A 23,491-nucleotide genomic window follows, 5' to 3' on the forward strand; every position below is an offset into this window, starting at 1 on the left:
GGCCCGCCGCAACCCCACACATTGTGGACAGCCGTTAGGCCATCACCGTGAAAAGTTGTGGATAACCCGGGGGATAACTCAGCTTCCTGTGGACAACTGGTTTGAAGGTCCTCCAGCTGTGGTATATGACCTGGCCATCAGAACAGCAGCTCCGCCACGGCGTAGATGACCAGGCCGGCGAGCGCGCCCACCACCGTGCCGTTGATCCGGATGAACTGCAGGTCGCGGCCCACCTGGAGCTCGATCTTGCGGGACGTCTCCTCCGCGTCCCACCGCTCGACCGTGTCCGTGATGATCGTGGTGATCTCGCGCGAGTAGTTCTTCACGAGGTACGCCGCGGCGCCCTCGACCCAGCCGTCGGCCTTCGCGCGCAGCTGGTCGTCCGACACCAGCCGCGCACCCAGTGACACCAGCCCCAGCCGGACGCGCCGGCGCAGCTCGCTCGACGGGTCCTCGGCCGCCGTCAGCAGCATCTCCTTCGCCGTGCTCCACGCCGAACCGATCAGGCGCTGGACCTCCTCGTGGTGCACGATCTGGCCCTTGACCTGCTCGGCGCGGGCCATCACGTCGGGATCGGTCTGCAGGTCCTGGGCGAACTCGCCGAGGAACTTGTCGAGCGCCAGCCGCATCGGGTGGTTGACGTCGGTCTTCACCGCCCACGCGAAGGACAGCACCTCGCCGTAGACCTTGTCCGCGAGCATCTCGTCGACGAACTTCGGCGACCAGCTCGGCGCCCGGTCCGACACCACGCGCAGCATCGTCGTGTGGTTGTCGCGGACCCACTCGTACGCGCGGTCGCACATCAGGTCCACCAGCTTGTGGTGGGCACCGTCGGCGAACACGCCCTGGAGGATCTTGCCCAGCGGCGGGCCCCACGGCTTGTCGATGATCCGGCGCGCGACGGCCTGCTCCATGATCGCCTGGACGTCCTCGTCGCGAAGGACGCGGACGGCGGCGCGGACCGCCGTCGACAACTCCGACGTCACGCGCTCGGCGTTGTCCTCCTGCGCCAGCCACGCGCCGAGGCGCCGCGCGAGCTCGACCCGCTTGAGCTTGTCGCGCACGACCTCCTCGGAGAGGAAGTTCGAGCCGACGAAGTCGCCGAGGCTGTTGCCCAGCGCGTCCTTCTTGTTCGGGATGATCGCCGTGTGCGGGATCTTCAGCCCGAGCGGGTGCCGGAACAGCGCCGTGACGGCGAACCAGTCGGCCAGCGCGCCGACCATGCCGGCCTCGGCCGCGGCGCGCACGTACCCCACCCAGGCCGGCCAGCCGGCCGACTGCGCCCAGCCGGCCAGCAGGAACACCAGCGTCGCGCCGAGCAGGAACGACAGCGCGACGAGCTTCATCTTGCGCAGCGCACGCCGCTTTTCCTCTTCACCGGCCGCGCCGCCCGGTGGGTCGGCGGGCGTCACCTTCGCGGGGGTCAGTTGCTCCACATCGCCATTGTCCGTGAGGATGGCTGATCGTGCGCGAACCTGCTCTCGTCCCCCGCCTCCGGCCGTTCACCTCGACCATCTTCGCCGAGATGACCGCGCTGGCCGTGCGGCACGACGCCGTCAACCTCGGCCAGGGCTTCCCGGACACCGACGGCCCGGACGGCATGCTCAACGCGGCGAAGAACGCCCTGTTCGGCGGGGCCAACCAGTACCCGCCGGGGCCCGGGCGGCCCGAGCTGCGGGCCGCCATCGCGCGGCACCGGCGGCGCTACGGCACCGAGTACGACCCGGACACGGAGATCCTGGTCACGGCGGGCGCCACCGAGGCCATCGCGGCAGCGTTGCTGGCCCTGACCGAGCCCGGCGACGAAGTGCTCGTCATCGAGCCGTACTACGACTCCTACGCCGCCGCGGTCGCCATGGCCGGCGCCGAGCGGCGGGTGGTCGGCCTGGTCGAAGGCCCGGACGGCCGCTTCGGCCTCGACGTCGACGGCCTGCGTGCCGCCGTCACGCCGCGGACCAGGGCGATCCTGGTCAACTCCCCGCACAACCCGACCGGCACCGTGTTCACCCGCGCCGAGCTGGAGGCCCTGGCCGCGTTGTGCGTCGAACACGACCTCATCGCGATCTGCGACGAGGTCTACGAGCACCTGGTCTTCGACGGCAACGAGCACATCCCGCTGGTCACGCTGCCCGGGATGCGGCCGCGGACGGTGAGCATCTCCAGCGCGGGCAAGTCGTTCAACTGCACCGGCTGGAAGATCGGCTGGGTCTGCTCGACCCCGGAGCTCGTCGCCGCGGTGAAGGCGGCGAAGCAGTTCATCACCTTCGTGTCGGGCGGCCCGCTGCAGCCGGCCGTCGCCCACGCGCTCGACCACGAGCTGCCGTGGGTCGACGGCCTCCGCGCGTCGCTGCAGGAGAAGCGCGACCGGCTTTCGGCCGGCCTCGCGGACGCCGGGTTCGCCGTGCGGCGGACGGCGGGCACGTACTTCGTCTGCGTCGACGTGCGGCCGCTCGGCTTCACCGACGCCGCCGACCTGGCCTGGGAGCTGCCGGGCCGGGTGGGTGTCGCCGCGGTGCCGGTGAAGGTCTTCACCGATCACCCGGACGAGTGGAAACACCTGCTGCGTTTCGCGTTCTGCAAGCGCAACGAGGTCATCGACGAGGCCATCACCCGGTTGCGCAAACTGGTCTGATCACCGCGGTCGGGCTGAGTAGACGGCGGCCGCGGTCGTTCCAGCGCCGCACCGGGCGCGGGAGACGGCCCGGCCGGGGCGCCGCAGCCCGCGCGGGTGAAGAGGCGCGTCCACCACTTGCCGCGCCGATTCGTCACTCTCCGCAACAGCGGCGACTGCATCCCGCGACGGCCACGGCGGGCGCCGGGGGCTCCGGCGCGGTGCTCCGCCTGCCGGGCGCGCGCCGCGGCGGCCGGCTCCCGGAGCGCCGCGGCCACGCCGTTCGTGATCACGGACCGCAGCCGGATGGCGATCCGGTCCGCGCCGCGTGGTTTCCGCGCAGGGCAAGCGAAGCCGCGCACTCAACCCGTTCGGCCCAATCGGCTTCCCCCATCCCGGGCCGATTTCCGGCGGCCGGGCCGATCCGCAGAACGCACACCGAGCGGAACCGTCTCGGCACGGACCGCCATCGGCCGCCCGGAAACATCAGGTCAGCCGCGGACGTGCAATTTGCAATAATCGTCCGAATGGCCGTAAGGCGACACCCGAACGGCACTGAGAGTGATCAACTCGTTGGCCGCAGATCCCTGGCCCGGTAGGGCCGCTGGGCCTTGCGGGCTGGATCGAACGCGGGAGAGATGAAAGACTCGCGAGCGGTGCTAGAAAGAGTGCAGCCCCGGGGGAACTGCGACCTGGCCGGAGAAAGACCCAGCAAGAATCAGGCTCGAGCGGCAGTCGCGGAAGCCTCAGGCGCGGACGGTGGTGGTGGCGGTGAGCAGCACGGCGGACGCTCCCGTGCGTCCCGCGCTCGCCGCGGGTGACCCGGTTGCCTCGTACGCGCGCGGCCGCGCGCCGCGCCCGTGGACGGCATCGCTGCAGCGTCCCGCCGCCAAGATCCTCGTCGCCGGCGGCCTGACCCTGGCGGGCTGGCTGCTCAGCGGCGCGCTGTCGGGCAGCACCGCGGCAGCGGCCGAGGCGCCGGCGTGCCCCGGAGCGCCCGTGGTTTCCACTGTGGACCATGCCGCTGTGGACCATGCCGCTGCAAACCGTGCCGCGAAGCCGCTCTGGCACGCCAGGCACCGCAAGAGCCACCACGAGACCGGCGCCGCCGCGTGCGCGGTGCAGCCGAAGACCGACAGCGCCGAAGCGCCGCAGGCGGAGGACACGCAGGCGGACGTGCCTGCGGTGGCCGAGACCACAAAGGACACCTCGGCCGCCGGGGAGCAGGCCGCGACCACGCCGGACAGCCCGGCCACCGAAGCCACGCCGGACAGCCCGGCCGCCGACGAGCCCGTGGCCACCACGAAGGCCACCACGAAGGCCACCACGAAGGCCACCTCCTTCGCGGCGAGCTCGTCCGCCGAAGCGCCGAAAGCCACCTCCGCCGGCGGGAACCTGCTGGGCAACCTCGTCGGCGGCACGCTCGGAGCCGTCACCGGAGCGACCACAAAGGACACCGCCGCGGCGCCGGCCAAGACGACCTCGGCCGGCGGCGGCCTGATCGGCGGCCTCGTCGGTGGCGTTCTCGACGTGGTCGGCGGGACGCTCTCGACGGTCACGGGCACGCTGGGCACGGTCACGGGCACGCTGTCCCACACCGTGCTGGCGCCCCTGACCCAACCGCTCTCGGGCAACCCCGGTGCGCCGGCGCTGCTGCCCCTCGACGACGTCCTGAGCCCCGTGCTCGGCGGCAGCTCGAACGCCGGCGGCGGCATCACCACGGTCCCCGCGGCGGCGGCCGTCGTCACCCAGGCCCCGGCCACGGTTCTCGAGGCCGCCCCGGCCGCGGAGCCCACGACGGCGGACCAGCAGAGCACCCGGGTCGCCGTCGCGCGCCCGGTCTTCCGGCACGCGGAGACGCTGCCGGCGGTCCAAGAGCAGCCCCGCGACTCCGGCGCCCACGCCACGAACGGCGGCGGCGGCGATTCCCCGCCCGGCCTCCCCGGTGGCACCACCGCGCCGAGCGCGCCGGCCCCCACCGCGGCCCCGGGCCACGACGGCTCCGGCGGCGCCCGCCACGCGTTCGCCGTCCACACCGACGACGTCACCACCACGCAGCTCAAGCTGATCGGCACCAGCCGCGGCCACGATGCCGACGGCGCAGGCAGGGAAGCCGCCCTGCCCACCACCTCCCCAGACTGACCCCGGACCGGGCCGCCGGGGACAAGTGCGCCCGTTTCCAGCTCGTCCGAGCGCACCCGCACGCCGTTGATGCGTGACGAATCCCCTGCTCCAGCTGCAAATCCGTGGCTCTTTCACGTCTCGTGACGCCGCTTGCGCGCGTCCGGCGTACCCCAGGGGCGAAACCATGCGAACCCACGAACTTTCCGACCGGCCGACCGCGCCCGGCCGGGTCGGATCCCGGTCCCGGCGCCGCGCTGCCCCCGCGGCGCCGGGACCCACACCGGGTGCCCTCCGGGAGCCCTCGCTCACCGCGCCGAGCGAGGACTCGCAGTACCGCGAGCGCACCTGAGCCGCCGGCTTCCCGGCACGTCGAGGGGCTGTGCCGGGAAGCCGCGGCACCCGTGAACGGGGTCACGTCCGTGAACGGGTGTGTGGAACGACGGACCGGTGCGCTGGATGCACATGAACGCCGCCCATCCCTGGGAGCAGGCTCGCATCCAGCGCACCGGTCCGTTCTTTCTAGGCGATCGGCGCGTCCAGGGAAGCCGGGGTGCCGCGCACCGACGCTTCGGCCGCGCTCAGCCGCCGCACGGCTTCGTCGATCCGGTCCGGCGGCAGGGAAAACGGCAGCCGGATCCAGCGCTCCAGCCCGCCGTGGACGCCGAAGCGCGAGCCCGGGGCCACCTGGACGCCGTGGCTCGCCGCCGCCACCGCCAGCCGCGAGCTCACCGGCTCCGGCATCCGGCACCACAGCGACAGCCCGCCGTCCGGCAGCGTGAACGTCCAGTCCGGCAGGTACCGGTGCACCGCGCCGGCCAGCGCGTCCCGGTAGCCCCGCAGTTCCGCGCGCCGCCGGTCCAGCACGGTTTCGTCGGCCATCAGCTCGGTGAGCACGAGCTGCTCGAACACCGGCGACCCGAGGTCGACGGCGTAGCGGGCCGAGACCAGCCGGCCGAGCAGGTCCTCCGACGCGCGGATCCAGCCGAGCCGCAGCCCGCCCCAGTGCGTCTTCGACGCCGAGCCGACGCAGATGACCAGGTCACCGGCGAACGCGGCCAGCGGTGGCGGCCCGTGCCGCGGATCGCCCGCCAGGTCCAGCTCGACGAGCGTCTCGTCCACCACGACCGGCGTCCGGGCGCGGGCGAGGACGGTCCCGAGCCGGGCGCGGCCTTCGGCGTCCAGGCGCAGGCCGGTCGGGTTCTGGAAGTCGACGACGAGGTAGGCGAGCCGCGGGGACGCCTGGCGCAGTGCCGCGTCGACGCCGGCGATGTCCCAGCCGCGCGCCCCGCTGGGGTCGAGCGCCACCGGCACCGGGATGGCGTGCGCGGCCCGGATCGCCTCCAGGGCGTTCGGGTACGTCGGCTGCTCCACGAGCACGCGGTCGCCGGGACCGGCGAGCATCCGCAGGACCAGCACGAACGCGTGGTGTGCGCCGTTGGTGACCATGATCTGCGCCGGTGTCGTCGGCAGCCCGCGCTCGGTGTAGCGCTGCGCGATCTGCTCCCGCAGCGCGAGCAGGCCGCGCTCCTGGTAGCCGTGGTCACCGAGGTGCGCGGCGAGGCGGACACGGGCCGCGTCGACCGCCGCGGCCGTACCGGGCACCGCCGGCGAGGACGCGTGGGTGAAGTCGATCGAGCCCTCACTCGCCGGCGCCAGCGGCCCGCGGCGCCGCCGCCCCGGCGCGGCGATCCACGAGCCCGCGCCGCGGCGGCTCGCGACGAACCCGTTCTCCCGCAAGCGGTCCAGCGCCGCGCCGATCAGCGTCCGGCTGGCGCCGAGCGCGTCGGCCAGCTCGCGCTCGGCGGGCAGCCGGGTGCCGAGCGGGAGCTGGCCGTCCAGCACCTGCAGTTCGATGGCCGCGGCCAGGTCGGCCGCGCCCTGCCGGGAGCCGCCTTGCCGCCACGAACCCAGCATGACGGCCAATCGCGGTCCTGAGATGCGTCCACCTACTGGGAGTCCGGCGTCCATAAGGCCAATATCCTGGAATTGGCTATGGTTTACAAGGCCACTTTGCGTCGATAGTGGAGACGTGGCTCAGATCGATCTCCGGCCCGTCCGGATCACCCGTGACCCCGCCCGGCGCAGCGTCCAGTTGCTCGCGGGCCTCGCCCTCTACGGCACCAGCGTCGCCCTCGTCACCCGCGCCGGCCTCGGCCTCGAGCCGTGGAGCGTGCTCGCCGAAGGCGTGCTGAAGCACACCGGCCTGACGTTCGGCACGGTCACCGGCCTGATTTCGGTGGTCGTGCTGCTGCTGTGGATCCCGTTGCGCCAGCGGCCCGGCATCGGCACCATCGCGAACGTCGTGGTCATCTCGGTCATGGTCGATGTCGTCCGGGCGTTCCTCCCCGATCAGCACGACCTGGGCTGGCAGATCCTCCTGCTGGTCGGCGGGGTGGCGCTCAACGGCGTCGCCACCGCCACCTACGTCGGCGCCCGCTTGGGCCCCGGCCCCCGCGACGGCCTGATGACCGGCCTCGCCGGGCGCACCGGCCGGTCGGTCCGGCTGGTGCGCACCGCCATCGAGGTGACCGTGGTCGCGGCCGGGTTCCTGCTCGGCGGGACCGTCGGGGTCGGCACCGTGCTCTACGCCCTGGCCATCGGGCCGCTCACCCAGGCGCTGCTCCCCCTGACGACCTGGCGGGAAAAGCAGCAGCCGCAGGAGGGTCACTAACCCGCCTTGCGCTGCACCACCGTGCGGCGCAGCGTTTCGTAGTCGACGCCGCGCCGGGCGAGCAGCTCGTCCGTGCCTTGCTGCCGGGCCAGCGCGAGCAGGATGTGCTCCGCCCCCAGGAAGTCGTCCCCCAGCCCCTTGGCTTCCCCGAGGCTCAGCTCCAAGGTCTTCTTCGCCCGGTCGGAGAAGGGGATGTGCCCACGCCGGGGGCGCGCCCGGCCGACGGCGAGCGCCCCCTGGCCGTGGGTTTCCTCGATGCGTTCGACGATCCGGTCGACGTCGATCCCGAACTCGGTCAGCGCGGCCGCGTCCGCGTCGCTGACGCCGCCGCGGCGCCGGATCCGGTCGATGTCGGCGTCGATGTCGGCGAGCGTGACCCCGAGTTCGGTCAGCAAGCGGGCGCCCTCGCCGGGCGCGACGTTGGCGATCCCGGCCAGCAGGTGCGGGGTGTCGATCTCGTCGGCGTTGGTGGCGCGGGCCCGGATCTGGGCCTCGACGACGGCCATCCGGGCGTCCTGGGTGAACTTCTCGAACATCAGTGCCTCCCGTACTTCTTGTGCACGGCCTGCCGGCTGACCCCCAGCTCGGCGGCGATTTCCTGCCACGACCAGCCGTGCACCCGCGCGCTGCGGACCTGCACGGCCTCCAGTTGTTCCAGCAGCTGCCGGAGCGCAGCGACCGCGCGCAGCCCCACCCGGGGATCGCGATCACCCGCCCGGGCGGCCAGATCCGTTGCTTCCGTCATGCTTGTCAACCTACGTTGACGTCTCGCCGGTGTCAACTCGGGTTGACACGCTCAGCGCGAACACCCCGGACGGGCGACGTACAGTCGGGTGATGCCCGAGATCGCCATCGCCGAACGGGCCGGGGTGGGCGCCGACGGCCACCCACGCCCCACCGAGGACCACGTCGTCGTGCTGGACAACGCGGTGCTCGTCCTGGACGGCGCCACCTCGTCGGACCCCGCGCAGCCCCCGGGCGGCTGGTACGCGGAACGGCTGGCCCGGCGCCTCGCCGACGACCTCCGCGCGGCTCCCGAAGCCGACCTGGCCGCGGTCCTGACCAGCGCCATCGCCGCCGTCACGGCCGAACACCGCCTGCGGCCGCAGCGTTCGCCGTCGAGCACGGTCGCGGCCGTGCGCTGGCTCGACGACCGCGTTGACGCCCTCGTCCTGGCCGACAGCCCGGTGGTCGGCTTCGGTGACTTCGGCGTCGACGTCGTCTCGGACGACCGGCTCGCGCGGCTGCGGCGGCGCGGGCTGCTCCAGACCGGCGCCGACGTCCGGCGCCGGCGCAATGCCCACGACGGCTTCTGGGTCGCCGAAGCCGACCCGGGCGCCGCCGCGCACTCGGTCCGGCGCAGCTGGCCGCGGTCCGGCGTCGAGGCCGTGCTGCTCGCCAGCGACGGTGTGTCGATCGGTGTCGACCAGTACGAACTCTTCGACTGGCGCGAGGTGCTGGCGATCACCCGGGCCGACGGACCCGACGCCGTCCTGGCCGCCGTCCGCACCGCGGAGAAGCAGGATCCGGACGGCGAACGCTGGCCACGGCCGAAGCGGCACGACGACCAGGCCCTGGTCCTCGTGGACTTCGAATCGGGGATTGTTCAGGGTCTTCCCTGATCACTCCGGTCGCGTTTGCCGACACCCTGGTCCAATGGGGACGGAAACGGGGAAGCGCACGAGACCGTGGCGGCTCGTCGCGCTGGGGGCGATCGGGTGGGGCCTGTTCACCGCCGTGGTGCTGCACGTGATCAGTTCGCGGAACCCGGTGTACGACACGCTGTCGAGCTACACGGTGACCGACCGCGGCGAAGGGATGCTCGCGGCGAGCGTGCTGTCGCTGGCCATCGGGTCGCTGGCGGTGCTCGGCGCGCTGCAGGTCGCCGGGGTGCCGCTGTCGCGGACGACCCGGCTGCTGCTCGCGTTGTGGGCGCTCGGGCTGGCCGCGGCGGCGGTCTTCCCGGCGAGCTACCCCGAGGCGCCGGACCCGGTGAGCGGCGAAATCCACCTCTACGCGTGCCTGGTCGCGTTCTGCAGCCTCCCCGGCGCGGCGATCTCGCTGCTGGAGCCGCTGCGAGGCCGTCCGGAGCGCGTCGCGCTGGTCCGCGCGATCCGGCTGTCCGCGGGGGCGTTCGCGCTGTTCGCCCTGAGCTTCGTGTTCGTTCGGCTGAGCGAGGCCGGGATCGAGCCGTTCCGCGAGGTCTCCGACGCGTTCCCGATCGGCGTCATGCAGCGGCTGCTGCTGCTCGCCGACATCGCGTTGCTGGGCACGCTGCTGTGGCTCGCGAGCCGGCTGGAGTCAGCCTTCGACGGCCGCGGCGAATTCGGGCGCGTAGCCGTACAGGCCGGGCAGCCCGCCGGTGTGCAGGAACACCACGTGGTCGTCCGGGGCGAAGTGACCGGCCCATTCGACCAGCGCGGCGGCCACTTTGCCGGTGTAGACCGGATCGAGCACCACCCCCTCGGTGCGGCCGAAGAGCCGTAGGGCGTTCCAGACGGCGTCGGTCGGGATGCCGTAGCCGGGACCGAGCGTCGAATCGCCCAGCTTCGTGTGGGCGAGCGACGGCGGTTCGACGCCGAGGAGCCCGGCCGCACCGCCGACGAGGTCGCGGAGGTTCTCCGTGGCCTCGTCGAGCGGGTGGCTGACGCAGGCGATGCCGACCCCGAGGTTCCCCAGCAGCGCGGAGGCCAGGACCACCCCGGCCGCGGTGCCGCCGCTGGCGTGCGGGACGACGAGGTGGGCGCGCTCGATACCGCGTTCTTCCAGCTGCTGCGCGAGTTCGCGGGTGGCGCGGACGTAGCCGAGGGCGCCGAGGGCGTTCGAGCCGCCGACGGGGACGGTGAAGACCTGCCGGCCTTCCTTTTGTGCTTCGGCGACGAGGCGGTCGTAGGTGCGGCCGGTCTCCTCGCCGTCCGCGCAGACGTGGACGGTGGCGCCGAAGAGCTTGTCCAGCGGGACGTTGCCGCCGCGTTCGTAGGCGTCGCCGTCGCGCGGGACCTTCGCGGTGAGCACGAGTTCGCAGCGCAGGCCGAGCTTCGCGCACGCGGCGGCGGTCTGGCGGCCGTGGTTGGTCTGGAGCGCGCCGAAGGTGATCACGGTGTCGGCGCCGGCCGCCGCGGCCGCGCCGAGGTGGTATTCGAGCTTGCGGAGCTTGTTGCCGCCGGCACCGAGCGGGTGGACGTCGTCGCGCTTCAGCCAGAGGTTGCGCAGGCCGAGGGCTTCGCCGAGCCGGGGGGCCGCCTGCAGCGGGGTCGGCCAGCCGCCCAGGTCGACCCGGGGGATGGCGGCCAGCGCGGCGTCGGGGAATCCGGCGAAGTCGAACGTCATGGGCCCACTCTAAAGCGCCCCGAGGTGGCCTTGGAGCGCTCGGGAGCGCCGAAAACCGCCGGTATCCGGTATCGTTCGTCCGAACGAACGAGAACTCCGCGAGGTGCCATGACCGCCATGAGCCTGGACTTCACCGGTCTCGCCGCGCAGGCCGCGCAGCTCGCCGCGGGTGAGGTCACCTCCGCGGCGCTCACCGCGGCCGCGCTCGGCCGTGCGCACGCGAGCCAGCCGACGCTCAACGCCTTCCGCTCCCTGCGCGACGACGCGGCCCTCGGCGAAGCCGCGGAAGCGGACCGGCGCCTGGCCGCCGGCGACCGCGCGCCGCTGCTCGGCGTGCCGATCGCGATCAAGGACGACGTCGACCTCACCGGCCTCCCCACGGCGTTCGGCTGCTCCGGCGAGTTCCCGTGCGCGACGGCCGACGCACCCGCCGTCGCGCTGCTGCGCGAGGCCGGTGCGGTGATCATCGGCAAGACGAACACCCCCGAGCTGGGCCAGTGGCCGTTCACCGAAGGCCCGGCCTTCGGCGTGACGCGCAACCCGTGGCACCCCGGCCACACCCCCGGGGGTTCTTCGGGCGGGAGCGCGGCCGCGGTGGCGTCGGGGGTCATCGCGGCCGCGCTCGGGTCCGACGGCGCCGGTTCGGTGCGCATCCCGGCCGCGTGGACCGGGCTCGTCGGCATCAAGCCCCAGCGCGGCCGGATCCCGACCGAGGGCGAGCTGTTCCACGGCCTCACCGTGCTCGGCCCGCTGGCCCGCACGGTCACCGACGCCGCCCTCCTGCTCGACGCGGCCGCGGGGGCGTCCGGTGTGTTCCGGGCGGCCGCCGCGCGCGAGCCGGGAAAGCTGCGGATCGGCCTGTCCACCCGGATCCCGTTCACCGCCACCCGGACCCGGCTCGACCCGGTCGTCGAGGCGAACGTGCGGCGGCTCGCCGAGTCGCTGGCCGGGCTGGGCCACGAGATCGTCGAGGTCGAACCGGACTACGGGCTGATCGGGCTGACGTTCCTGCCGCGGTCGCTCACCGGCGTCCGCGACTGGACGCTGCGGGTGCCCGACCGGGCCGGGCTCGACCCGCGCACGCGCAGCAACGCCGGCCACGGCCGCCTGCTCGCCGGGCCGGCGCTGCGGCTGGCCCGCGCGCTGGAGCCGGGCCTGCACCGGCGGATCGGCTCGGTGTTCGGCCGCGTCGACGTCCTGCTGACCCCGACCACCGCGACCCCGCCGCCGCCGGTCGGCACGTTCGACGGGCTGTCCGGCTGGGAGACCGACCAGGCCATGATCGCCGCCTGCCCGTACGCTTGGCCGTGGAACGTGCTGGGCTGGCCGGGGGTCAACGTCCCGGCCGGGCAGACGGCGCAGGGACTGCCGCTGGGGGCGCAGCTGCTCGGCCCGTCGCACGCCGAGGAGCGGCTGATTTCCCTTGCCGCGCAACTGGAAGAGGTCGAACGGTGGCCGGAGCGGCATCCCGCGGCAAGCTGGTGAGCACCCGGGAGGCCATCCTGCGCGGCGCGCTGACCGTCGTCGGCGAGCACGGCGTGGGCGGGCTGACCAACCGCCGGATCGTCGCCGCCGCCGGCGTCTCGCTGGGCACGCTGACGTACCACTTCCCGAGCCAGACGGCGTTGCTGCGCGAGGCGATGCTGCTGTTCGTCGAGGAGGAGACGGCGAAGCTCGGCGCGATCGTCGACGGCTACCGGGCGGCGGGGCTGAGCGTGGAGCAGGCCGCGTCGGTCGTGGAGCACGTGATCGCGCAGCTGCCGTTCGGCGCCGACGAGCTGGGCGCGCACGAGCTGTACCTCCAGTCCGCCCGCGACCCGGAGCTGCACGAAGCTTCGTCCCGCTGCTTCGCGGCGTACGACGAGCTGGCGGTGACGATCCTGACCGCGTTGGGCGTCCCGGACCCGCAGCGGCTGGCGGGACCGGTGGTGGCGCTGATCGCCGGCCTGCAGCTGCGCCGGCTGGCGACGGGCGAGACGGACACGCCGGTGGCCGAGCCGTTGATGATGCTGATCCGCGGAGCTTGATGGCCCGCCCGATCGTCCGCGGAACGGCGGCGTGGAAGTACTTCGGCGACTTCCGCGACGCGCTGCTGGCCGAGCAGGTCCTGGTGCTGCAGGTGGCGCACCCGGTCGTCGCGGCGGGCGTGCGGGACCATTCGGACTACACGTCGGACCCGTGGACGCGCTTGCTGCGGACGGTGGGATCGCTGTCGATCTACGTGTACGGCGGCGCGGCGGGAGCCCAGGTGGAAGCGGCGCGGCTGTGGTCCCTGCACCGGACGTTCACGGGGGTGGCGGACGGACGCCGTTACAGCGCCCTGGATCCGGCGGCGTACGCGTGGGTGCACGCGACGCTGGTGAAGGCTCCGGTTGACGCGCAACGGTTTTTCGGTGTGCCGTTGTCCGAAGTGGAGCTCGCGGAGTACTACGCGCAGATGTGCGACGTCGGGCGTCTGCTCGGAGTCCGGGAGCGGGATCTGCCGCGGGATTGGGCGGCGTTCGAGCGGTATTACGCCGAGATGGTGGCCGGTTTCGGGCCGAACCAGGCGATCGGGACGTTGTTCGAGACGATCCGGACGGTGGCGAAACCGGGGCGGTGGCTGCCGGATGCGTGGTGGCGGGGGTTCGGCCGGGGGCAGATGTTCTTGGTGCGGGCCACGTTGCCGCCGTCGTTGCGGGAGTCGCTGGGTCTGGAGTGGACGGACGCGGACCAGCGGAAGTTCGATCGGTTCGCGACTTGCGTGAGATGGGTGAGCACACCGATCCCGGCGGCGCTGCGGACGGCCCCGATGCGCTGGGTCGGAAGGCTCAACGTGTGGTTCCGCGCGCACCCGAAGGTGTACCGGGCTTTGACCCGCGGCGACGGCCCGGGCGCGAAGCCGAGCCCCTGAGCGAGTTCGCGGGGTCGCACGCGTGATTGGAGAGGCATCTCGCGTGATCAGAGGGGCATCTCGCGTGATTGGAAGCGGATCTCGCGTGGCTGAAGGCGGATCTCGCGTGACTGGAGGGTCATCACGTGTGATTGGGGGGTCGACACGCGTGACTGGAGGGTCGACACGCGTGACTGGAGGGTCGACACGGGTGATTGGGGGGTCGACACGGGTGGTGGGTCAGTCTCGGGTGAGGGTTCGGGCGTAGTGGGCGCGGGCCTTGGCGCGGTTGCCGCACCGGGACATCGAGCACCATTGGCGGTTTCGCCGCGGTGAGGCGTCGCAGAACCGGAGGCCGCAGTCGTCCGCCGCGCAGATGCGGACCTCGGCGTCGCTCGTGGCCAGGTCGATCGCGTCCGCCGCCAGGGCCGCGAACGCCGCCGCCACCGGGTCCTTCGGGGCCGGGACCTCGCGCCGCAGCACGCCGTCCGCCAGCGCGAGCCGCGGCGGGGGCGCCGGTGCCGAGGCGGCCGCGTTGTTGACCAGGTCGACGTCCATCTTCGACAGCTCCTCCGGCGGCAGCAGCACGCGGTCGATCGCCTCCCGCAGCGCCTTCGCCGCCAGCACGTTCCCCGCCGTCACCGGCACCGGGCCCGTCGTGAACCCCGCCAGCGAAAGCCACTCGGCCAGCGCGTCCGGCCCCGTCAGCAGCTCCACTCCCTCGTCGTGCCGGCTGCGCAGCGTGTTGACGAGGTCGAGGCACGGCCGTCCGCCATCGAAGACCCACTCCATGTTCGTCATTCTAACCCTTGAAGACAGTTAGAAGCAGCGCTACCGTCTAACCCTATGAACCGGTTAGAGAACATGGCCACCGTGAACGGCATCCGCCTGCACTACCTCCGCGCCGGCGACGGCCCGCCGCTGTTCCTGCTGCACGGCTGGCCGCAGACGTCGCACTGCTGGCGCAAGGTCCTCGCCCCGCTCGCCGAGACGCACACCGTGATCGCCCCCGACCTGCGCGGCTACGGCCGCAGCGACAAACCGAAGAACGGCTACGACAAGCGCACGATGGCCGCCGACATCGCCGCACTGGCCGACCACCTGGGCTTCGCGAAGACCGCCGTCGCCGGGCACGACCGCGGCGGCCGCGTCGCCCACCGCTGGGCCCTCGACCGCCCGGACCAGGTCGACCGCCTGGCCGTGCTGGACATCGCCCCCACCCGCGCGATGTGGCAGCGCATGGACACCGGCATCGCCAAGGCGTACTGGCACTGGCTCTTCCACCTCCAGCCCGACCTGCCGGAACTGCTGGCCGGCCGGGACATCGCCGCCTACCTCGGCTACTTCTTCGAACGCTGGACCCACCAGCGCCACGCGCTCGACGCCGAGGCGCAGGCCGAGTACGTCCGCGCCTTCTCCCAGCCCGGCGCACTCCGGGCCGGCTTCGACGACTACCGCGCCTCCTTCCCGGACGACGCCGAACTCGACGACGCCGACTTCGCGGCCGGAAAGCGGCTCACCCGGCCCCTGCTCGCCCTCTGGGGCGCGAACGGCCTGCTCGGCACGCTCCCCACCCTCGAGATCTGGCGGGAGTACGCCGACGACGTCACCGGCGTAGCCCTCGCCGAGTGCGGCCACTTCCTCCCCGAAGAGCAGCCCGGCGAAGTGGTCGCCCACCTGGGGAAGTTCCTCGATCCCTGAGTCTCCCGGGGGTTCCGGTCCCCCGAACTGGGGACCGGAATTCCCTCGCCGCCGTGACGCCCGCCACCGGCCGCACCGGTTAGGTTCGGCCCACAATGGGGAGCAAACCGAAAGCGGCACTGCTGATGCTGCTGGTCGCACTGGGGATCGCGGCCGGCGGCGGGACCGCCCACGCCGACGGCGCACCGAGCGGCACCGACATCCAGATCGCCCAGACGCTCGGCGCGCGCGAGCTCACCGTGATCATCCGCCGCGTGGACACGACACCGTCGCCGCTGCGGGTCGACGTCGTGACGCACCAGGGCACCGCGCCCGGCACGCTGCACTTGGCCGTCGCCGCCGGCGGCGTCCCGAGTTCGCGCACCGACGTGGTCCTCGGCGCCGCACCCGGGGTCTACGCGGGAAATCTCCAAGTCGACAAACCGGGACCGTGGGAACTCTCGCTGAGCGACGGCACCGGCGCACCGGCGACGATCCCGTTCGTCGTGCCCGCGCGGGTGGTCCCGCCGTGGGAGCGGGCGACCTACGGCGGGTTCGTCGCCGCGGGCGCCTTCCTGCTCATCGCCCTCGTCGTGGGGGTCCGGGCCAAGCGGACGGCGTTCGCGCTGGTCCCGGCGGGTGGTGCGGTCGCGGCGATCGCCGTCGCCGTCACCGGCGCACTGCTGTCGGCGAGCACTCCCCCGCCACCGGCGCCCGGCAGCCAACTGGATCCGACGTTCGACAACGTCACCGACCCGTACGGAAGCGCTCCGCTGTCCACAGTGGATTACTCGCGGCCGCCGGTGAACCTCGCGGTCCGCCCGGCAACCGACGGCCTGGCGCTGGGCTTCACCGACGGCGCCACCGGCCGCCCGGTCGACGACCTGCTGGTCCACGACAACGCCCTGGTGCACCTGGTGCTGGTCTCGCCGTCCGGCCGGCTGAGCCACCTGCACCCGGTGCGCGTCGGGCCGGGGGACTACCGGGTGCACCTGGCCGACCCGGAGCCGGGCACGTACGCCGTCGCCGCGGAACTCGCCCGGCGCGGCGGCGGGGTCCAGCTGGCCCGGTCCACTGTGGACCTGCACGGCACCGCCGCGCCGGCACCCGAGCCCGCCGGCGCCGGGCCGCGGACGATCGACGGCACCCCGGTGGACCTGACCATCACCCCGGGCTCGCCGTCGACGATCACCGCGCACTTCCGCACCGCCGACCTCCAGCCGTGGCTGGGCATGCTGGGCCATCTGATCATCGCCGGGCCGATCACCGGGCCGGTCGGCGAAAGCGCCGCGAAGGCACCGACGTGGGCGCACGTCCACGCGATGCTCCCGCCCGTCGCGGGCCGGCTCGACCGTCCGGATGAGACGGTCGCCGCCTACGGCCCGGCCGTCGGCTTCACCTACACCTTCGCCGCGCCGGGCCGGTACCGGATCTGGCTGCAGGCCGAACGCGGCTATCGGGTGCTCACCGTCCCCGCCGTGGTCGACGTCCCGACGACCGGAGCCGGCCGGTGAACCGCCCGACGTTGCTGATCGCCGTGGTCGCCCTGGTCGTCGCGGCCGGCGCCGCGTGGCTGCTGTGGGGCGGCGGCACCGCGAAACCCTCGACGCAGCAGGCGGTTTCCGGGCCGTACACCGTCCAGTTCTCCGCGGACCGGCCCCGCATCGGCGGCAACACGTTCGCCGTCGCGGTGACCGGGCCCGCGCCCGAAGCCGTCACGGTCGCCCCGGTCATGGCCCAGATGGGGCACGCGCTCACGCCGGTGCCCGCCGGGCCGGACGGGCCCGGCCGCTTCCGCGCCGCGGACGTCGCCCTGCCGATGGCCGGGCAGTGGGAGATCACCGTGTCACTGCGCGGCCCCGGCGGGCCCGCGCAGGTCGTCTTTCCGTTGTTGGTCAAGTAGGAGGAGGGGGAATGGACCTCACCGCATCCGGCGTGCGCACCACGTCGGTCGCGAAACAGGCGCGCACGGGGTTGCTGCCGGCGAACGTCGTGCTCGGCGGTTCGCTGCTGTCGCTGGTCGGGCTGACCTGGGACATCCAGTGGCACGACGACGTCGGGCCGGACACGTTCTTCACGCTGCCGCACCTGTTCCTGTACGCGGGCAGCGCGGTCGTCGGCCTGGCGAGCCTCGCCGTCGTGCTGCTGACGACGGCGGCGCGGCGCGCGGGACGGCCGGTCGACCCGCGGGTCGGCGGGCGCGTGGTCAACGTGTTCGGCCGGACCTTCGCGGCCCCGCTCGGCTACCTGGTCTCCGGCGTCGGCGCCGCGATGTTCCTGCTCTACGGGCTGTGGGACCAGTGGTGGCACGGGCTGTACGGCTTCGACGCGGTCATCGACTCACCGCCGCACATCGGGCTGCTGCTGTCGGTCACGGTGTCGCTGATCGGCACGACCGCGGTGTTCGCCGCGGCGCGCGAGCACCGCTGGGGCCGGCTCGGGACGCTGGCGTCGCTGACCGTGCTGCTCACCTTCGGGCCGGTGCTGGCGCTCGGGCTGCAGCAGGTGCCGGACGACTACGCCGACGCCGTGGCGGTCGGGACGTCGATGATGGCGGTGCTGCTGGTCGCCGTCGGGGCCGGGTTCCTGCGCCGCCCGGGCGGGGCGGTCGGTACCGCCGCGCTGGTCGCGGCGGTGCAGGCGGTGTTCTGGTGGTTCTCGCCGTGGGCGGCGAGGGCCTACGCCGACCTGGTCGGCCTGCCGCTGCGCGACGCGGTCGCCGGTGTGCCGGCGATGCCGTCGCTGACGCCGATGGCCCTGCTCCCGGTGGCCGCGCTGATGGAGCTGGGGTACCTGGCCGCCCGGCGCCGCGGGTGGCGCGCGGGCCGCGTTTCGGTGGTCGTCGGCGGGCTCGCCGGGCTGCTGATCGGCCTCAGCCTGCCGCTGCAGCGGGCGCTGCTCTACACCGGCGCGCACGTGCCGCCGGCTTGGTACCTGGCGACGACGGCCGTGCTCAGCGGCCTGCTCGGACTGCTCGGCGGGTTCGCCGGCTGGCGGTTCGGCGGGATGCTCTGCCTGCTGGCGCCCGCGAAGAAGGGGGAAACCGCTGATGCGTAAGACGCTCTTGGCCCTGGCCGCCGTGGCCGGGCTGCTGTTCGGGACGGCGGCGCCGGCGAACGCCTACGAGCCGGTCAACATCGTGCACACCGAGCGGGTGCAGGCCGGGCCGTACGGGCTGACCATCGGGTTCAGCACGTGGCCGCTGAAAGCCATGCAGTCGCTGGACTTCACCTTCATCCCCGACGGCGGCATCGGCGACAAGACCGGCACGCTCGCCATGTTCGGCCCCGACGGCGCGCAACGGCGGGCCCAGCCGCTGGTGCGGCACCCGCGCAAGCGCGAGGTCTGGGGCCTGGACGTCCGGTCGATGCCCCGGGCCGGGGACTGGACGTTCCGCTTCACCGTCAACGGCCCCGCCGGCTCCGGCACCGGCGAGCTGCGCGCCCTGCCGGTCCTACCGCAGCCGGGGCCGCCGATGGCCGTGAGCTGGGCGATCAGCACGCTGCCGCTGATCGGGCTCGTGGTGCTCGTCGTGGTGGCCTGGCGCCGGACCCGCGGCCGGTTGCGCGGGGGCGAGCTTCCGGCAACCGGGTGAGATTCCCCTCACATTCGGCACCCGGACGTACTCGGGCCGTCGCGAAGGCCTCCTTCACCACAGAGGACGGGGAAGGAGGCCTTCGCCATTCGCTTTCCGGGGCACGGCGCTTCCGCGGCACGACCGGGCGCGGGACGGGGATCAGGCGGGCAGGTCGAACTGCCCGGCCTTGACGGCGACCAGGAACGCTTCCCACTCGGCGGTGTCGAACACGAAGACGGGGCTGGTCGCGAGCTTGGTGTCGCGGACGCCGATCAGGCCGTCCCGGCCCAGGTTGACCTCCACGCAGTTGCCGCCGTTGGGCTCACTGGCGAACGACTTCTCCCAGGCGGCCTCTTCGAACAGGGTCACGGCCGTGTTCGGATCGTAATCCGCGAACGACGGATAATCCGCCATGGGTCGTACCTCCGAGGATTGATGGGGTCGCGGCCGCGAACTGGTCCGATGGCACCTGCTCCCGGCTACTCAGTGTCTCAATGGCCCAACGCACAGGGCCAAGCGGGTGATCAACTAGTTCCGGCCTCGACATGAAGATTATTCCAGGAGTAGGATTAATCGCATCGGCCGGGGCGCTGGTGTCGGTGAACGACTCCCTGCCCGCGGCAGACGGTCGTCGGCGCGGGCCGAAGTGCCGGAGTGACCGGAACCGGTGTTGACAAACCGAGCCGCACGACCTCATGGGGGATGATCAGCGTGATCGTCGAGGACCGGCCTCCCGTCTTCCGGACGGGCAGCCGCCACGGCCACCACCGGCTGATCCGCACGCACGCGACCGGCGGCGAACCCGTCCGGTCACCGCGACGAGAGCAGGGGGTGTAGACGAATGGCCGTCCGGGTGAACTCGCTCTTCCGCCGCGAAGACGAAGCCCACCGTGGCCGCCGGGGCATCGGCGACGAGCTGCGGAACCGCTTCGGCTTCAGCCTGATCCAGGCGCCGCTGCGCAAGACGACGACGTGGGCGACGGACCAGGACCTCCCGCTGCGGCGCCACGCCGACGGGGTCCGCACCACCCGCCCGCTGGAAGCTTCGATCGACCTGGCGCCGCTGATGCGCGGTCGCATCGGCTCGCGCGCCTGAACCTGTCGTACCACCGCGAAAGAGCCCCGGTTTCCTGCGGAACCGGGGCTCTTGCCCTGCCGGGCTACGGTTTCCGCAGCAGCAGGCAGCCGTGCCGCATCGGGCGTTCCCCGGCGCCCGGCTCGCGATACATGCGCCCCACTTCGGTGAACCCCGCCGCGGCGGCGAGCCCGGCCAGTTCGTCCAGCGGCCAGCTGTAGGCCGTCGTCACCTTGTGGTCGAACGGCACCAGCGGGCCGCCGCCGGATTCGAAGCACCCCAACAGAACGTGACCGCCGGACGCCGACGTTCGGGCGAATTCGGCGAAGCAGCCCGGAATTTCCGCCGGCGGCGTGTGGATCAGCGAGTACCACGACAGGATCCCGGCGAGCGACGCGTCCGGCAGGTCCAGCGCGGCCATCGAGCCCACTTCGAACCGCAGGTCCGGGTGCGCGGCCCGGGCGAGGGCGATCATCGCCGGGGACAGGTCGACGCCGAAGCTGTCGAGGCCGAGGGACCGCAGGTGCGCCGTCAGGTGCCCGGGCCCGCAGCCGAGGTCGGCGACCGGGCCGCGGCCGCGCACGGAATCCGCGAACGCCGTCCACACCGCCCGTTCCAGCGGGTGCTTGTCCCAGGCCTCGGCGGCGAATTCGGCGTACTGGACGGCGATCGCGTCGTAGGCGGCGGCGGTCACGGCTTGCGGCCCAGGCCGCAGAGGTGGCCGACGAACGACGGGTCGTTCGCGAGCTTCTTCGTCGCCTTGGACTCGATTTCTTCGGGGTGCCACTCCGGCAGGTAGACGATGCCCGGCTCGACGAGTTCCAGCCCCTCGAAGAACGACGTGAACTCCGCCCGCGTGCGCAGGTGGATCGGCGTGCTGGACCGGTTGTACTGCTTCATGATCGTCTCGCGGCTGTCCGCGTCGGCCATCTCCTGCAGGCCGTCGCTGGTCAGGTGCGAGGACAGGAAGTACGAGCCGGACGGCAGCAGCGACAGGTACTTCCGGATGGTCTGGGCCACCGGCTCGTCGGCGCCGAGGAAGTACAGGACACCCACCATGATCAGGCCGATCGGGCGGTTCGGGTCGAGGACGCCGGTGTCGAGCGCGCGCTTCCAGATGTCGGCCGGGTCGCGCAGGTCGCCCTGCAGCACCGCGTGCCGCCCCGCGACGCCTTCCCGTTCCAGCAGGATCTGCGAGTGGGCGACGGCCACCGGTTCGTTGTCGACGTACACGCACCGGGCGTCCGGGTTCACCGCCGTCGCGACTTCGTGGACGTTGCCGACCGTCGGGACGCCGGAGCCGAGGTCGAGGAACTGGTCGACGCCGTTGCGCGCCAGGTAGCGGACGCCGCGGCCGAGGAAGTCGCGGCCGGCGCGCGCGACGGTCTTGATCATCGGGAAGGTCTTGACCGCCTGCTCGCCGAACTGGCGGTCGATGGCCCAGTTGGCGTCGCCGCCGAGGAACCAGTCGTAGATGCGCGCCGCGTTCGGCCGGTCCAGGTCCACGCCTTCAGGGGCTTCGGGGTCCTGCGTCGTCATTGCGTCCTCCAGGCTTGCGGCCGACACCGCCGACCACGCTCGCGAGGGGGACCGTGGCGGCGCCGGGCTCGGGGCGCCACTCTCCCACAGGCACGATCCCGGGCTCGACGACGTCGAAGGTACCGAAGAACGCGGCGATCTCGGCGAGAGACCGGGAGACCGCGGGCGAGTTGGAGCTTTCCGAGAGCTTCACGAGCCGCCGGATCTGCTCCAGCTCTTCGCCTTCGACGCCGGACTCGGTCGCGTGCGAAAGGACGTACGCCGAACCGGGCGCCAGGAGGGTCCGGTAGTCGCGGATGGCTTCGCGGACGCCGGTGGCGTCCGGCAGGAAGTGCAGCACCGCCACGGTGAGCAGGCAGATCGGCCGGTCCGGGTCGAGCACGCCGGTGGCCAGCGCGGCGTCCCACACCTCGCCGGCGTCCCGCAGGTCGGCGTGCAGCACGGCGTGCCGCTCGGGGTCGCCCGCCTCTTCGAGCAGCATCCGCCCGTGCGCGACCGCGACGGGCTCGCAGTCGACGTAGACGCACCGGCTGTCGTCGGCGTAGTCGTCGGCGACCTCGTGCACGTTGCCCGCGGTCGGGATGCCGGAGCCGAGGTCGAGGAACTGCGTGATGCCTTCGGCGAGGCAGTAGCGGACGGCCCGGCCGAGGAAGTCGCGGTTGGCGCGGGCCAGGGTCTTCGCCAGCGGGAACACTTTGAGCGCCTGCTCGCCGTACTGCCGGTCGATCGCCCAGTTCGCGGTGCCGCCCAGCGCCCAGTCGTAGATGCGCGCCACGTTCGGGCGGTCCAGATCGATGACATCGGGCAGGAAGTCGGGGTCCACGACGTCCCCTTCGAGCGGCAACTTCCGGTGGATTCGGGCGTAGTGGAGTGACTCTACCGAAAGTTGTTCACCGGCCGGGACAGTTCACGCGGCCATTCGCCCTATTGGAGCTGCTGCATCTGCGCGCGGTAACCCTCCGCGAGCTCCTTCAGGAACTGCCGGGTCTCCTGGCGCTCCAGGGCGGCTCCGCGCAGCCTGTCCCACGAGTCGACGAAGATGTTGAAGTCCTTGACGTCGTCGAGGTAGAGACCGCCCGCCGAGTGCTCGATGTAGACGAAGTCCCGCGTGCGGTCCGGGAACCGCATGATCGTGAAATCGTTGGGCACCGCGGCCAGCCGCGCGCCGAACGGCAGTACGTGCACGTAGACCCGCGGGTGCTTCTCGAGCGAGAGCAGGTGCTCGACCTGGTCGAGCATCACCGCGGGCGCGTACCCGCCGGGTGCCCGGCGCAGCGCGCCTTCGCTGATGATGAACCGGTAGTACGGCGGCTGCTGCTGCTCGAACACCGCCTTGCGGTCGAGGCGGTTGCGGACCAGCGACGTCACGTCCGTCGCGCCGGCCTCGGTGAACTGCTTGAGCATGTAGTGCTCGGACTGCAGCGGCCCCGGGATGCGCTCACCGTGCCAGGTGAGGATCTCCGCGGCCGCGGGCTCCAGGTCGGTGAAGGTGCGAAACCAGTGCGGTACCACCGACCGGTAGCCGGACCAGTGGCCGCGTTGCCCGGCGGCGGCCCGCGCCAGGTTCATCAGCGTGTCGGCTTCTTCGCCGTTGATCCCGAACGCGTTCAGCATGGATCGCACATCCCCGAGCTTCACCCCGACGGCACCGGACTCGATCTTGTTGACCTTGCCCTGGGTGCAGCCGAGAACCTCGGCGACCTGCTGCTGTGTCATCCGCGCCGCGGTGCGGGCATGCCGGAGCTCGTTCCCGAGCTGCTTCCGGCGCGAGGTGACGGTGCTGGCCATCGCCCTGCTCTCCCGGACCACTACCAAGCAACGGCGGCCACCGGCCGCCGTCGCACGCGAACTATCGAACCCACCCAGGCTAGTGCTTCACCTTGCGGATCTCGATGATGACATCGCGCAGCGTTCCAGGAAACGTCGCGGAACGCCAGTCACCTGCGCTATCACTCGGCTGGACCAGTGAAATTCGGAATTATTCCGCCAACCGGCGGAGCCCCGTCTCGGGC

At 72.6% G+C, this 23,491-nt stretch carries 24 protein-coding genes and 1 pseudogene; 14 read left to right on the forward strand and 11 right to left on the reverse strand.

The features are described from left to right. Positions 1–137: 137 nt before the first annotated feature. On the reverse strand, positions 138–1,436 hold the full coding sequence (locus ACLJOU_RS00840) for a DUF445 domain-containing protein (protein WP_410562013.1): 1,299 nt from the start codon (positions 1,434–1,436) through the stop codon (positions 138–140). 29 nt (positions 1,437–1,465) lie between these two features. Between ACLJOU_RS00840 and ACLJOU_RS00845 the strand changes: the two genes are divergently transcribed. Both ACLJOU_RS00845 and ACLJOU_RS00850 read left to right on the forward strand, forming a co-directional pair. Beyond that, positions 1,466–2,632: a pyridoxal phosphate-dependent aminotransferase gene (locus ACLJOU_RS00845; RefSeq protein ID WP_410562016.1), complete on the forward strand. Its 1,167-nt coding sequence runs from the start codon at positions 1,466–1,468 to the stop codon at positions 2,630–2,632. Positions 2,633–3,382: 750 nt separating this feature from the next. After that, positions 3,383–4,753 carry a hypothetical protein gene (locus tag ACLJOU_RS00850; RefSeq protein WP_410562019.1) on the forward strand — a complete coding sequence of 457 codons (1,371 nt, stop codon included), beginning with the start codon at positions 3,383–3,385 and terminating at the stop codon, positions 4,751–4,753. 501 nt (positions 4,754–5,254) lie between these two features. Here the strand turns inward: ACLJOU_RS00850 and ACLJOU_RS00855 are convergent. Next, positions 5,255–6,703: a PLP-dependent aminotransferase family protein gene (locus ACLJOU_RS00855; RefSeq protein WP_410562021.1), complete on the reverse strand. Its 1,449-nt coding sequence runs from the start codon at positions 6,701–6,703 to the stop codon at positions 5,255–5,257. Between the two features lie 61 nt (positions 6,704–6,764). On the opposite strand from ACLJOU_RS00855, the gene ACLJOU_RS00860 reads away from it, so the two are divergent. Beyond that, positions 6,765–7,406: a YczE/YyaS/YitT family protein gene (locus tag ACLJOU_RS00860; protein ID WP_410562022.1), complete on the forward strand. Its 642-nt coding sequence runs from the start codon at positions 6,765–6,767 to the stop codon at positions 7,404–7,406. On the opposite strand, the gene ACLJOU_RS00865 is transcribed toward ACLJOU_RS00860, so the two are convergent. Beyond that, positions 7,403–7,942, reverse strand: a complete 540-nt coding sequence (locus ACLJOU_RS00865; protein ID WP_410562025.1) for a Clp protease N-terminal domain-containing protein — start codon at positions 7,940–7,942, stop codon at positions 7,403–7,405. The genes ACLJOU_RS00860 and ACLJOU_RS00865 overlap by 4 nt on opposite strands. After that, positions 7,942–8,151, reverse strand: coding sequence for a sigma factor-like helix-turn-helix DNA-binding protein (locus tag ACLJOU_RS00870; protein ID WP_410562027.1), 210 nt, complete (start codon positions 8,149–8,151; stop codon positions 7,942–7,944). The genes ACLJOU_RS00865 and ACLJOU_RS00870 overlap by 1 nt, the downstream gene beginning before the upstream one ends. A 91-nt stretch (positions 8,152–8,242) precedes the next feature. Between ACLJOU_RS00870 and ACLJOU_RS00875 the strand changes: the two genes are divergently transcribed. Together ACLJOU_RS00875 and ACLJOU_RS00880 are read left to right on the forward strand one after the other, a co-directional pair. Next, positions 8,243–9,028 carry a protein phosphatase 2C domain-containing protein gene (locus tag ACLJOU_RS00875; RefSeq protein WP_410562030.1) on the forward strand — a complete coding sequence of 262 codons (786 nt, stop codon included), beginning with the start codon at positions 8,243–8,245 and terminating at the stop codon, positions 9,026–9,028. 34 nt (positions 9,029–9,062) lie between these two features. After that, positions 9,063–9,629, forward strand: a pseudogene (locus ACLJOU_RS00880) (DUF998 domain-containing protein); the annotation flags it as partial. 78 nt (positions 9,630–9,707) lie between these two features. On the opposite strand, the gene ACLJOU_RS00885 reads toward ACLJOU_RS00880, so the two are convergent. Continuing rightward, a complete protein-coding gene (locus tag ACLJOU_RS00885; protein ID WP_410562033.1) occupies positions 9,708–10,736 on the reverse strand; it encodes a D-cysteine desulfhydrase family protein in 1,029 nt (342 codons plus the stop codon). A 108-nt stretch (positions 10,737–10,844) separates the two neighbouring features. Here ACLJOU_RS00885 and ACLJOU_RS00890 point away from each other — a divergent pair, with 108 nt between their 5' ends. The 3 genes from ACLJOU_RS00890 to ACLJOU_RS00900 are packed head-to-tail and all read left to right on the forward strand — an operon-like array spanning position 10,845 to position 13,629. After that, a complete protein-coding gene (locus tag ACLJOU_RS00890; RefSeq protein ID WP_410562034.1) occupies positions 10,845–12,221 on the forward strand; it encodes an amidase in 1,377 nt (458 codons plus the stop codon). Continuing rightward, positions 12,188–12,763, forward strand: coding sequence for a TetR/AcrR family transcriptional regulator (locus ACLJOU_RS00895; protein WP_410562037.1), 576 nt, complete (start codon positions 12,188–12,190; stop codon positions 12,761–12,763). The genes ACLJOU_RS00890 and ACLJOU_RS00895 overlap by 34 nt, the downstream gene beginning before the upstream one ends. After that, entirely contained in the window at positions 12,763–13,629 is an 867-nt protein-coding gene (locus ACLJOU_RS00900) for an oxygenase MpaB family protein (protein ID WP_410562039.1), read from the forward strand. The genes ACLJOU_RS00895 and ACLJOU_RS00900 overlap by 1 nt, the downstream gene beginning before the upstream one ends. Before the next feature lie 219 nt (positions 13,630–13,848). On the opposite strand, the gene ACLJOU_RS00905 is transcribed toward ACLJOU_RS00900, so the two are convergent. Beyond that, positions 13,849–14,400, reverse strand: coding sequence for a CGNR zinc finger domain-containing protein (locus ACLJOU_RS00905; RefSeq protein ID WP_410562040.1), 552 nt, complete (start codon positions 14,398–14,400; stop codon positions 13,849–13,851). A 54-nt stretch (positions 14,401–14,454) separates the two neighbouring features. Here ACLJOU_RS00905 and ACLJOU_RS00910 point away from each other — a divergent pair, with 54 nt between their 5' ends. The 5 genes from ACLJOU_RS00910 to ACLJOU_RS00930 all read left to right on the forward strand — a co-directional run bounded on the left by ACLJOU_RS00910 (position 14,455) and on the right by ACLJOU_RS00930 (position 18,883). Continuing rightward, entirely contained in the window at positions 14,455–15,309 is an 855-nt protein-coding gene (locus ACLJOU_RS00910) for an alpha/beta fold hydrolase (RefSeq protein ID WP_410562042.1), read from the forward strand. A gap of 95 nt (positions 15,310–15,404) precedes the next feature. After that, positions 15,405–16,802, forward strand: coding sequence for a hypothetical protein (locus ACLJOU_RS00915; protein WP_410562044.1), 1,398 nt, complete (start codon positions 15,405–15,407; stop codon positions 16,800–16,802). After that, positions 16,799–17,191, forward strand: coding sequence for a FixH family protein (locus tag ACLJOU_RS00920; protein WP_410562046.1), 393 nt, complete (start codon positions 16,799–16,801; stop codon positions 17,189–17,191). Before ACLJOU_RS00915 ends, ACLJOU_RS00920 begins: the two co-directional genes overlap by 4 nt. A gap of 11 nt (positions 17,192–17,202) precedes the next feature. Continuing rightward, entirely contained in the window at positions 17,203–18,345 is a 1,143-nt protein-coding gene (locus ACLJOU_RS00925) for a hypothetical protein (protein ID WP_410562047.1), read from the forward strand. Further along, a complete protein-coding gene (locus ACLJOU_RS00930; RefSeq protein WP_410562048.1) occupies positions 18,338–18,883 on the forward strand; it encodes a hypothetical protein in 546 nt (181 codons plus the stop codon). Before ACLJOU_RS00925 ends, ACLJOU_RS00930 begins: the two co-directional genes overlap by 8 nt. A 141-nt stretch (positions 18,884–19,024) precedes the next feature. On the opposite strand, the gene ACLJOU_RS00935 is transcribed toward ACLJOU_RS00930, so the two are convergent. Then, positions 19,025–19,279, reverse strand: coding sequence for a DUF397 domain-containing protein (locus ACLJOU_RS00935; RefSeq protein ID WP_410562050.1), 255 nt, complete (start codon positions 19,277–19,279; stop codon positions 19,025–19,027). A 427-nt stretch (positions 19,280–19,706) separates the two neighbouring features. On the opposite strand from ACLJOU_RS00935, the gene ACLJOU_RS00940 reads away from it, so the two are divergent. Next, positions 19,707–19,961 carry a hypothetical protein gene (locus tag ACLJOU_RS00940; protein ID WP_410562053.1) on the forward strand — a complete coding sequence of 85 codons (255 nt, stop codon included), beginning with the start codon at positions 19,707–19,709 and terminating at the stop codon, positions 19,959–19,961. A gap of 64 nt (positions 19,962–20,025) precedes the next feature. Here ACLJOU_RS00940 and ACLJOU_RS00945 read toward each other — a convergent pair whose 3' ends face one another. The 4 genes from ACLJOU_RS00945 to ACLJOU_RS00960 form a co-directional block, all read right to left on the reverse strand. Beyond that, the gene (locus ACLJOU_RS00945) at positions 20,026–20,634 is read right to left on the reverse strand and encodes a class I SAM-dependent methyltransferase (RefSeq protein ID WP_410562055.1); all 609 of its coding nucleotides are present in this window, start codon (positions 20,632–20,634) and stop codon (positions 20,026–20,028) included. Further along, complete coding sequence (locus tag ACLJOU_RS00950) at positions 20,631–21,479, reverse strand: SAM-dependent methyltransferase (RefSeq protein WP_410562057.1); 849 nt, start codon at positions 21,477–21,479, stop codon at positions 20,631–20,633. Before ACLJOU_RS00950 ends, ACLJOU_RS00945 begins: the two co-directional genes overlap by 4 nt. Then, positions 21,451–22,302 carry an SAM-dependent methyltransferase gene (locus ACLJOU_RS00955; RefSeq protein WP_410562059.1) on the reverse strand — a complete coding sequence of 284 codons (852 nt, stop codon included), beginning with the start codon at positions 22,300–22,302 and terminating at the stop codon, positions 21,451–21,453. Before ACLJOU_RS00955 ends, ACLJOU_RS00950 begins: the two co-directional genes overlap by 29 nt. 101 nt (positions 22,303–22,403) lie before the next feature. Next, a complete protein-coding gene (locus ACLJOU_RS00960; RefSeq protein ID WP_013222333.1) occupies positions 22,404–23,267 on the reverse strand; it encodes a helix-turn-helix domain-containing protein in 864 nt (287 codons plus the stop codon). Positions 23,268–23,491: the final 224 nt, after the last annotated feature.

This window comes from Amycolatopsis sp. cmx-4-61, assembly GCF_046548775.1.
Classification (GTDB): domain Bacteria; phylum Actinomycetota; class Actinomycetes; order Mycobacteriales; family Pseudonocardiaceae; genus Amycolatopsis.

Excerpts from the sequence above, each read along its gene's own strand:
- ACLJOU_RS00960 (WP_013222333.1), bottom strand. The coding sequence starts at position 23,267 with ATGGCCAGCACCGTCACCTCGCGCCGGAAGCAGCTCGGGAACGAGCTC.
- ACLJOU_RS00875 (WP_410562030.1), top strand. The coding sequence starts at position 8,243 with ATGCCCGAGATCGCCATCGCCGAACGGGCCGGGGTGGGCGCCGACGGC.
- ACLJOU_RS00930 (WP_410562048.1), top strand. The coding sequence starts at position 18,338 with ATGCGTAAGACGCTCTTGGCCCTGGCCGCCGTGGCCGGGCTGCTGTTC.
- ACLJOU_RS00885 (WP_410562033.1), bottom strand. The coding sequence starts at position 10,736 with ATGACGTTCGACTTCGCCGGATTCCCCGACGCCGCGCTGGCCGCCATC.
- ACLJOU_RS00890 (WP_410562034.1), top strand. The coding sequence starts at position 10,845 with ATGACCGCCATGAGCCTGGACTTCACCGGTCTCGCCGCGCAGGCCGCG.
- ACLJOU_RS00910 (WP_410562042.1), top strand. The coding sequence starts at position 14,455 with ATGAACCGGTTAGAGAACATGGCCACCGTGAACGGCATCCGCCTGCAC.
- ACLJOU_RS00950 (WP_410562057.1), bottom strand. The coding sequence starts at position 21,479 with ATGACGACGCAGGACCCCGAAGCCCCTGAAGGCGTGGACCTGGACCGG.
- ACLJOU_RS00905 (WP_410562040.1), bottom strand. The coding sequence starts at position 14,400 with ATGGAGTGGGTCTTCGATGGCGGACGGCCGTGCCTCGACCTCGTCAAC.
- ACLJOU_RS00865 (WP_410562025.1), bottom strand. The coding sequence starts at position 7,942 with ATGTTCGAGAAGTTCACCCAGGACGCCCGGATGGCCGTCGTCGAGGCC.
- ACLJOU_RS00935 (WP_410562050.1), bottom strand. The coding sequence starts at position 19,279 with ATGGCGGATTATCCGTCGTTCGCGGATTACGATCCGAACACGGCCGTG.
- ACLJOU_RS00915 (WP_410562044.1), top strand. The coding sequence starts at position 15,405 with ATGGGGAGCAAACCGAAAGCGGCACTGCTGATGCTGCTGGTCGCACTG.
- ACLJOU_RS00940 (WP_410562053.1), top strand. The coding sequence starts at position 19,707 with ATGGCCGTCCGGGTGAACTCGCTCTTCCGCCGCGAAGACGAAGCCCAC.
- ACLJOU_RS00870 (WP_410562027.1), bottom strand. The coding sequence starts at position 8,151 with ATGACGGAAGCAACGGATCTGGCCGCCCGGGCGGGTGATCGCGATCCC.
- ACLJOU_RS00925 (WP_410562047.1), top strand. The coding sequence starts at position 17,203 with ATGGACCTCACCGCATCCGGCGTGCGCACCACGTCGGTCGCGAAACAG.
- ACLJOU_RS00900 (WP_410562039.1), top strand. The coding sequence starts at position 12,763 with ATGGCCCGCCCGATCGTCCGCGGAACGGCGGCGTGGAAGTACTTCGGC.
- ACLJOU_RS00855 (WP_410562021.1), bottom strand. The coding sequence starts at position 6,703 with ATGGACGCCGGACTCCCAGTAGGTGGACGCATCTCAGGACCGCGATTG.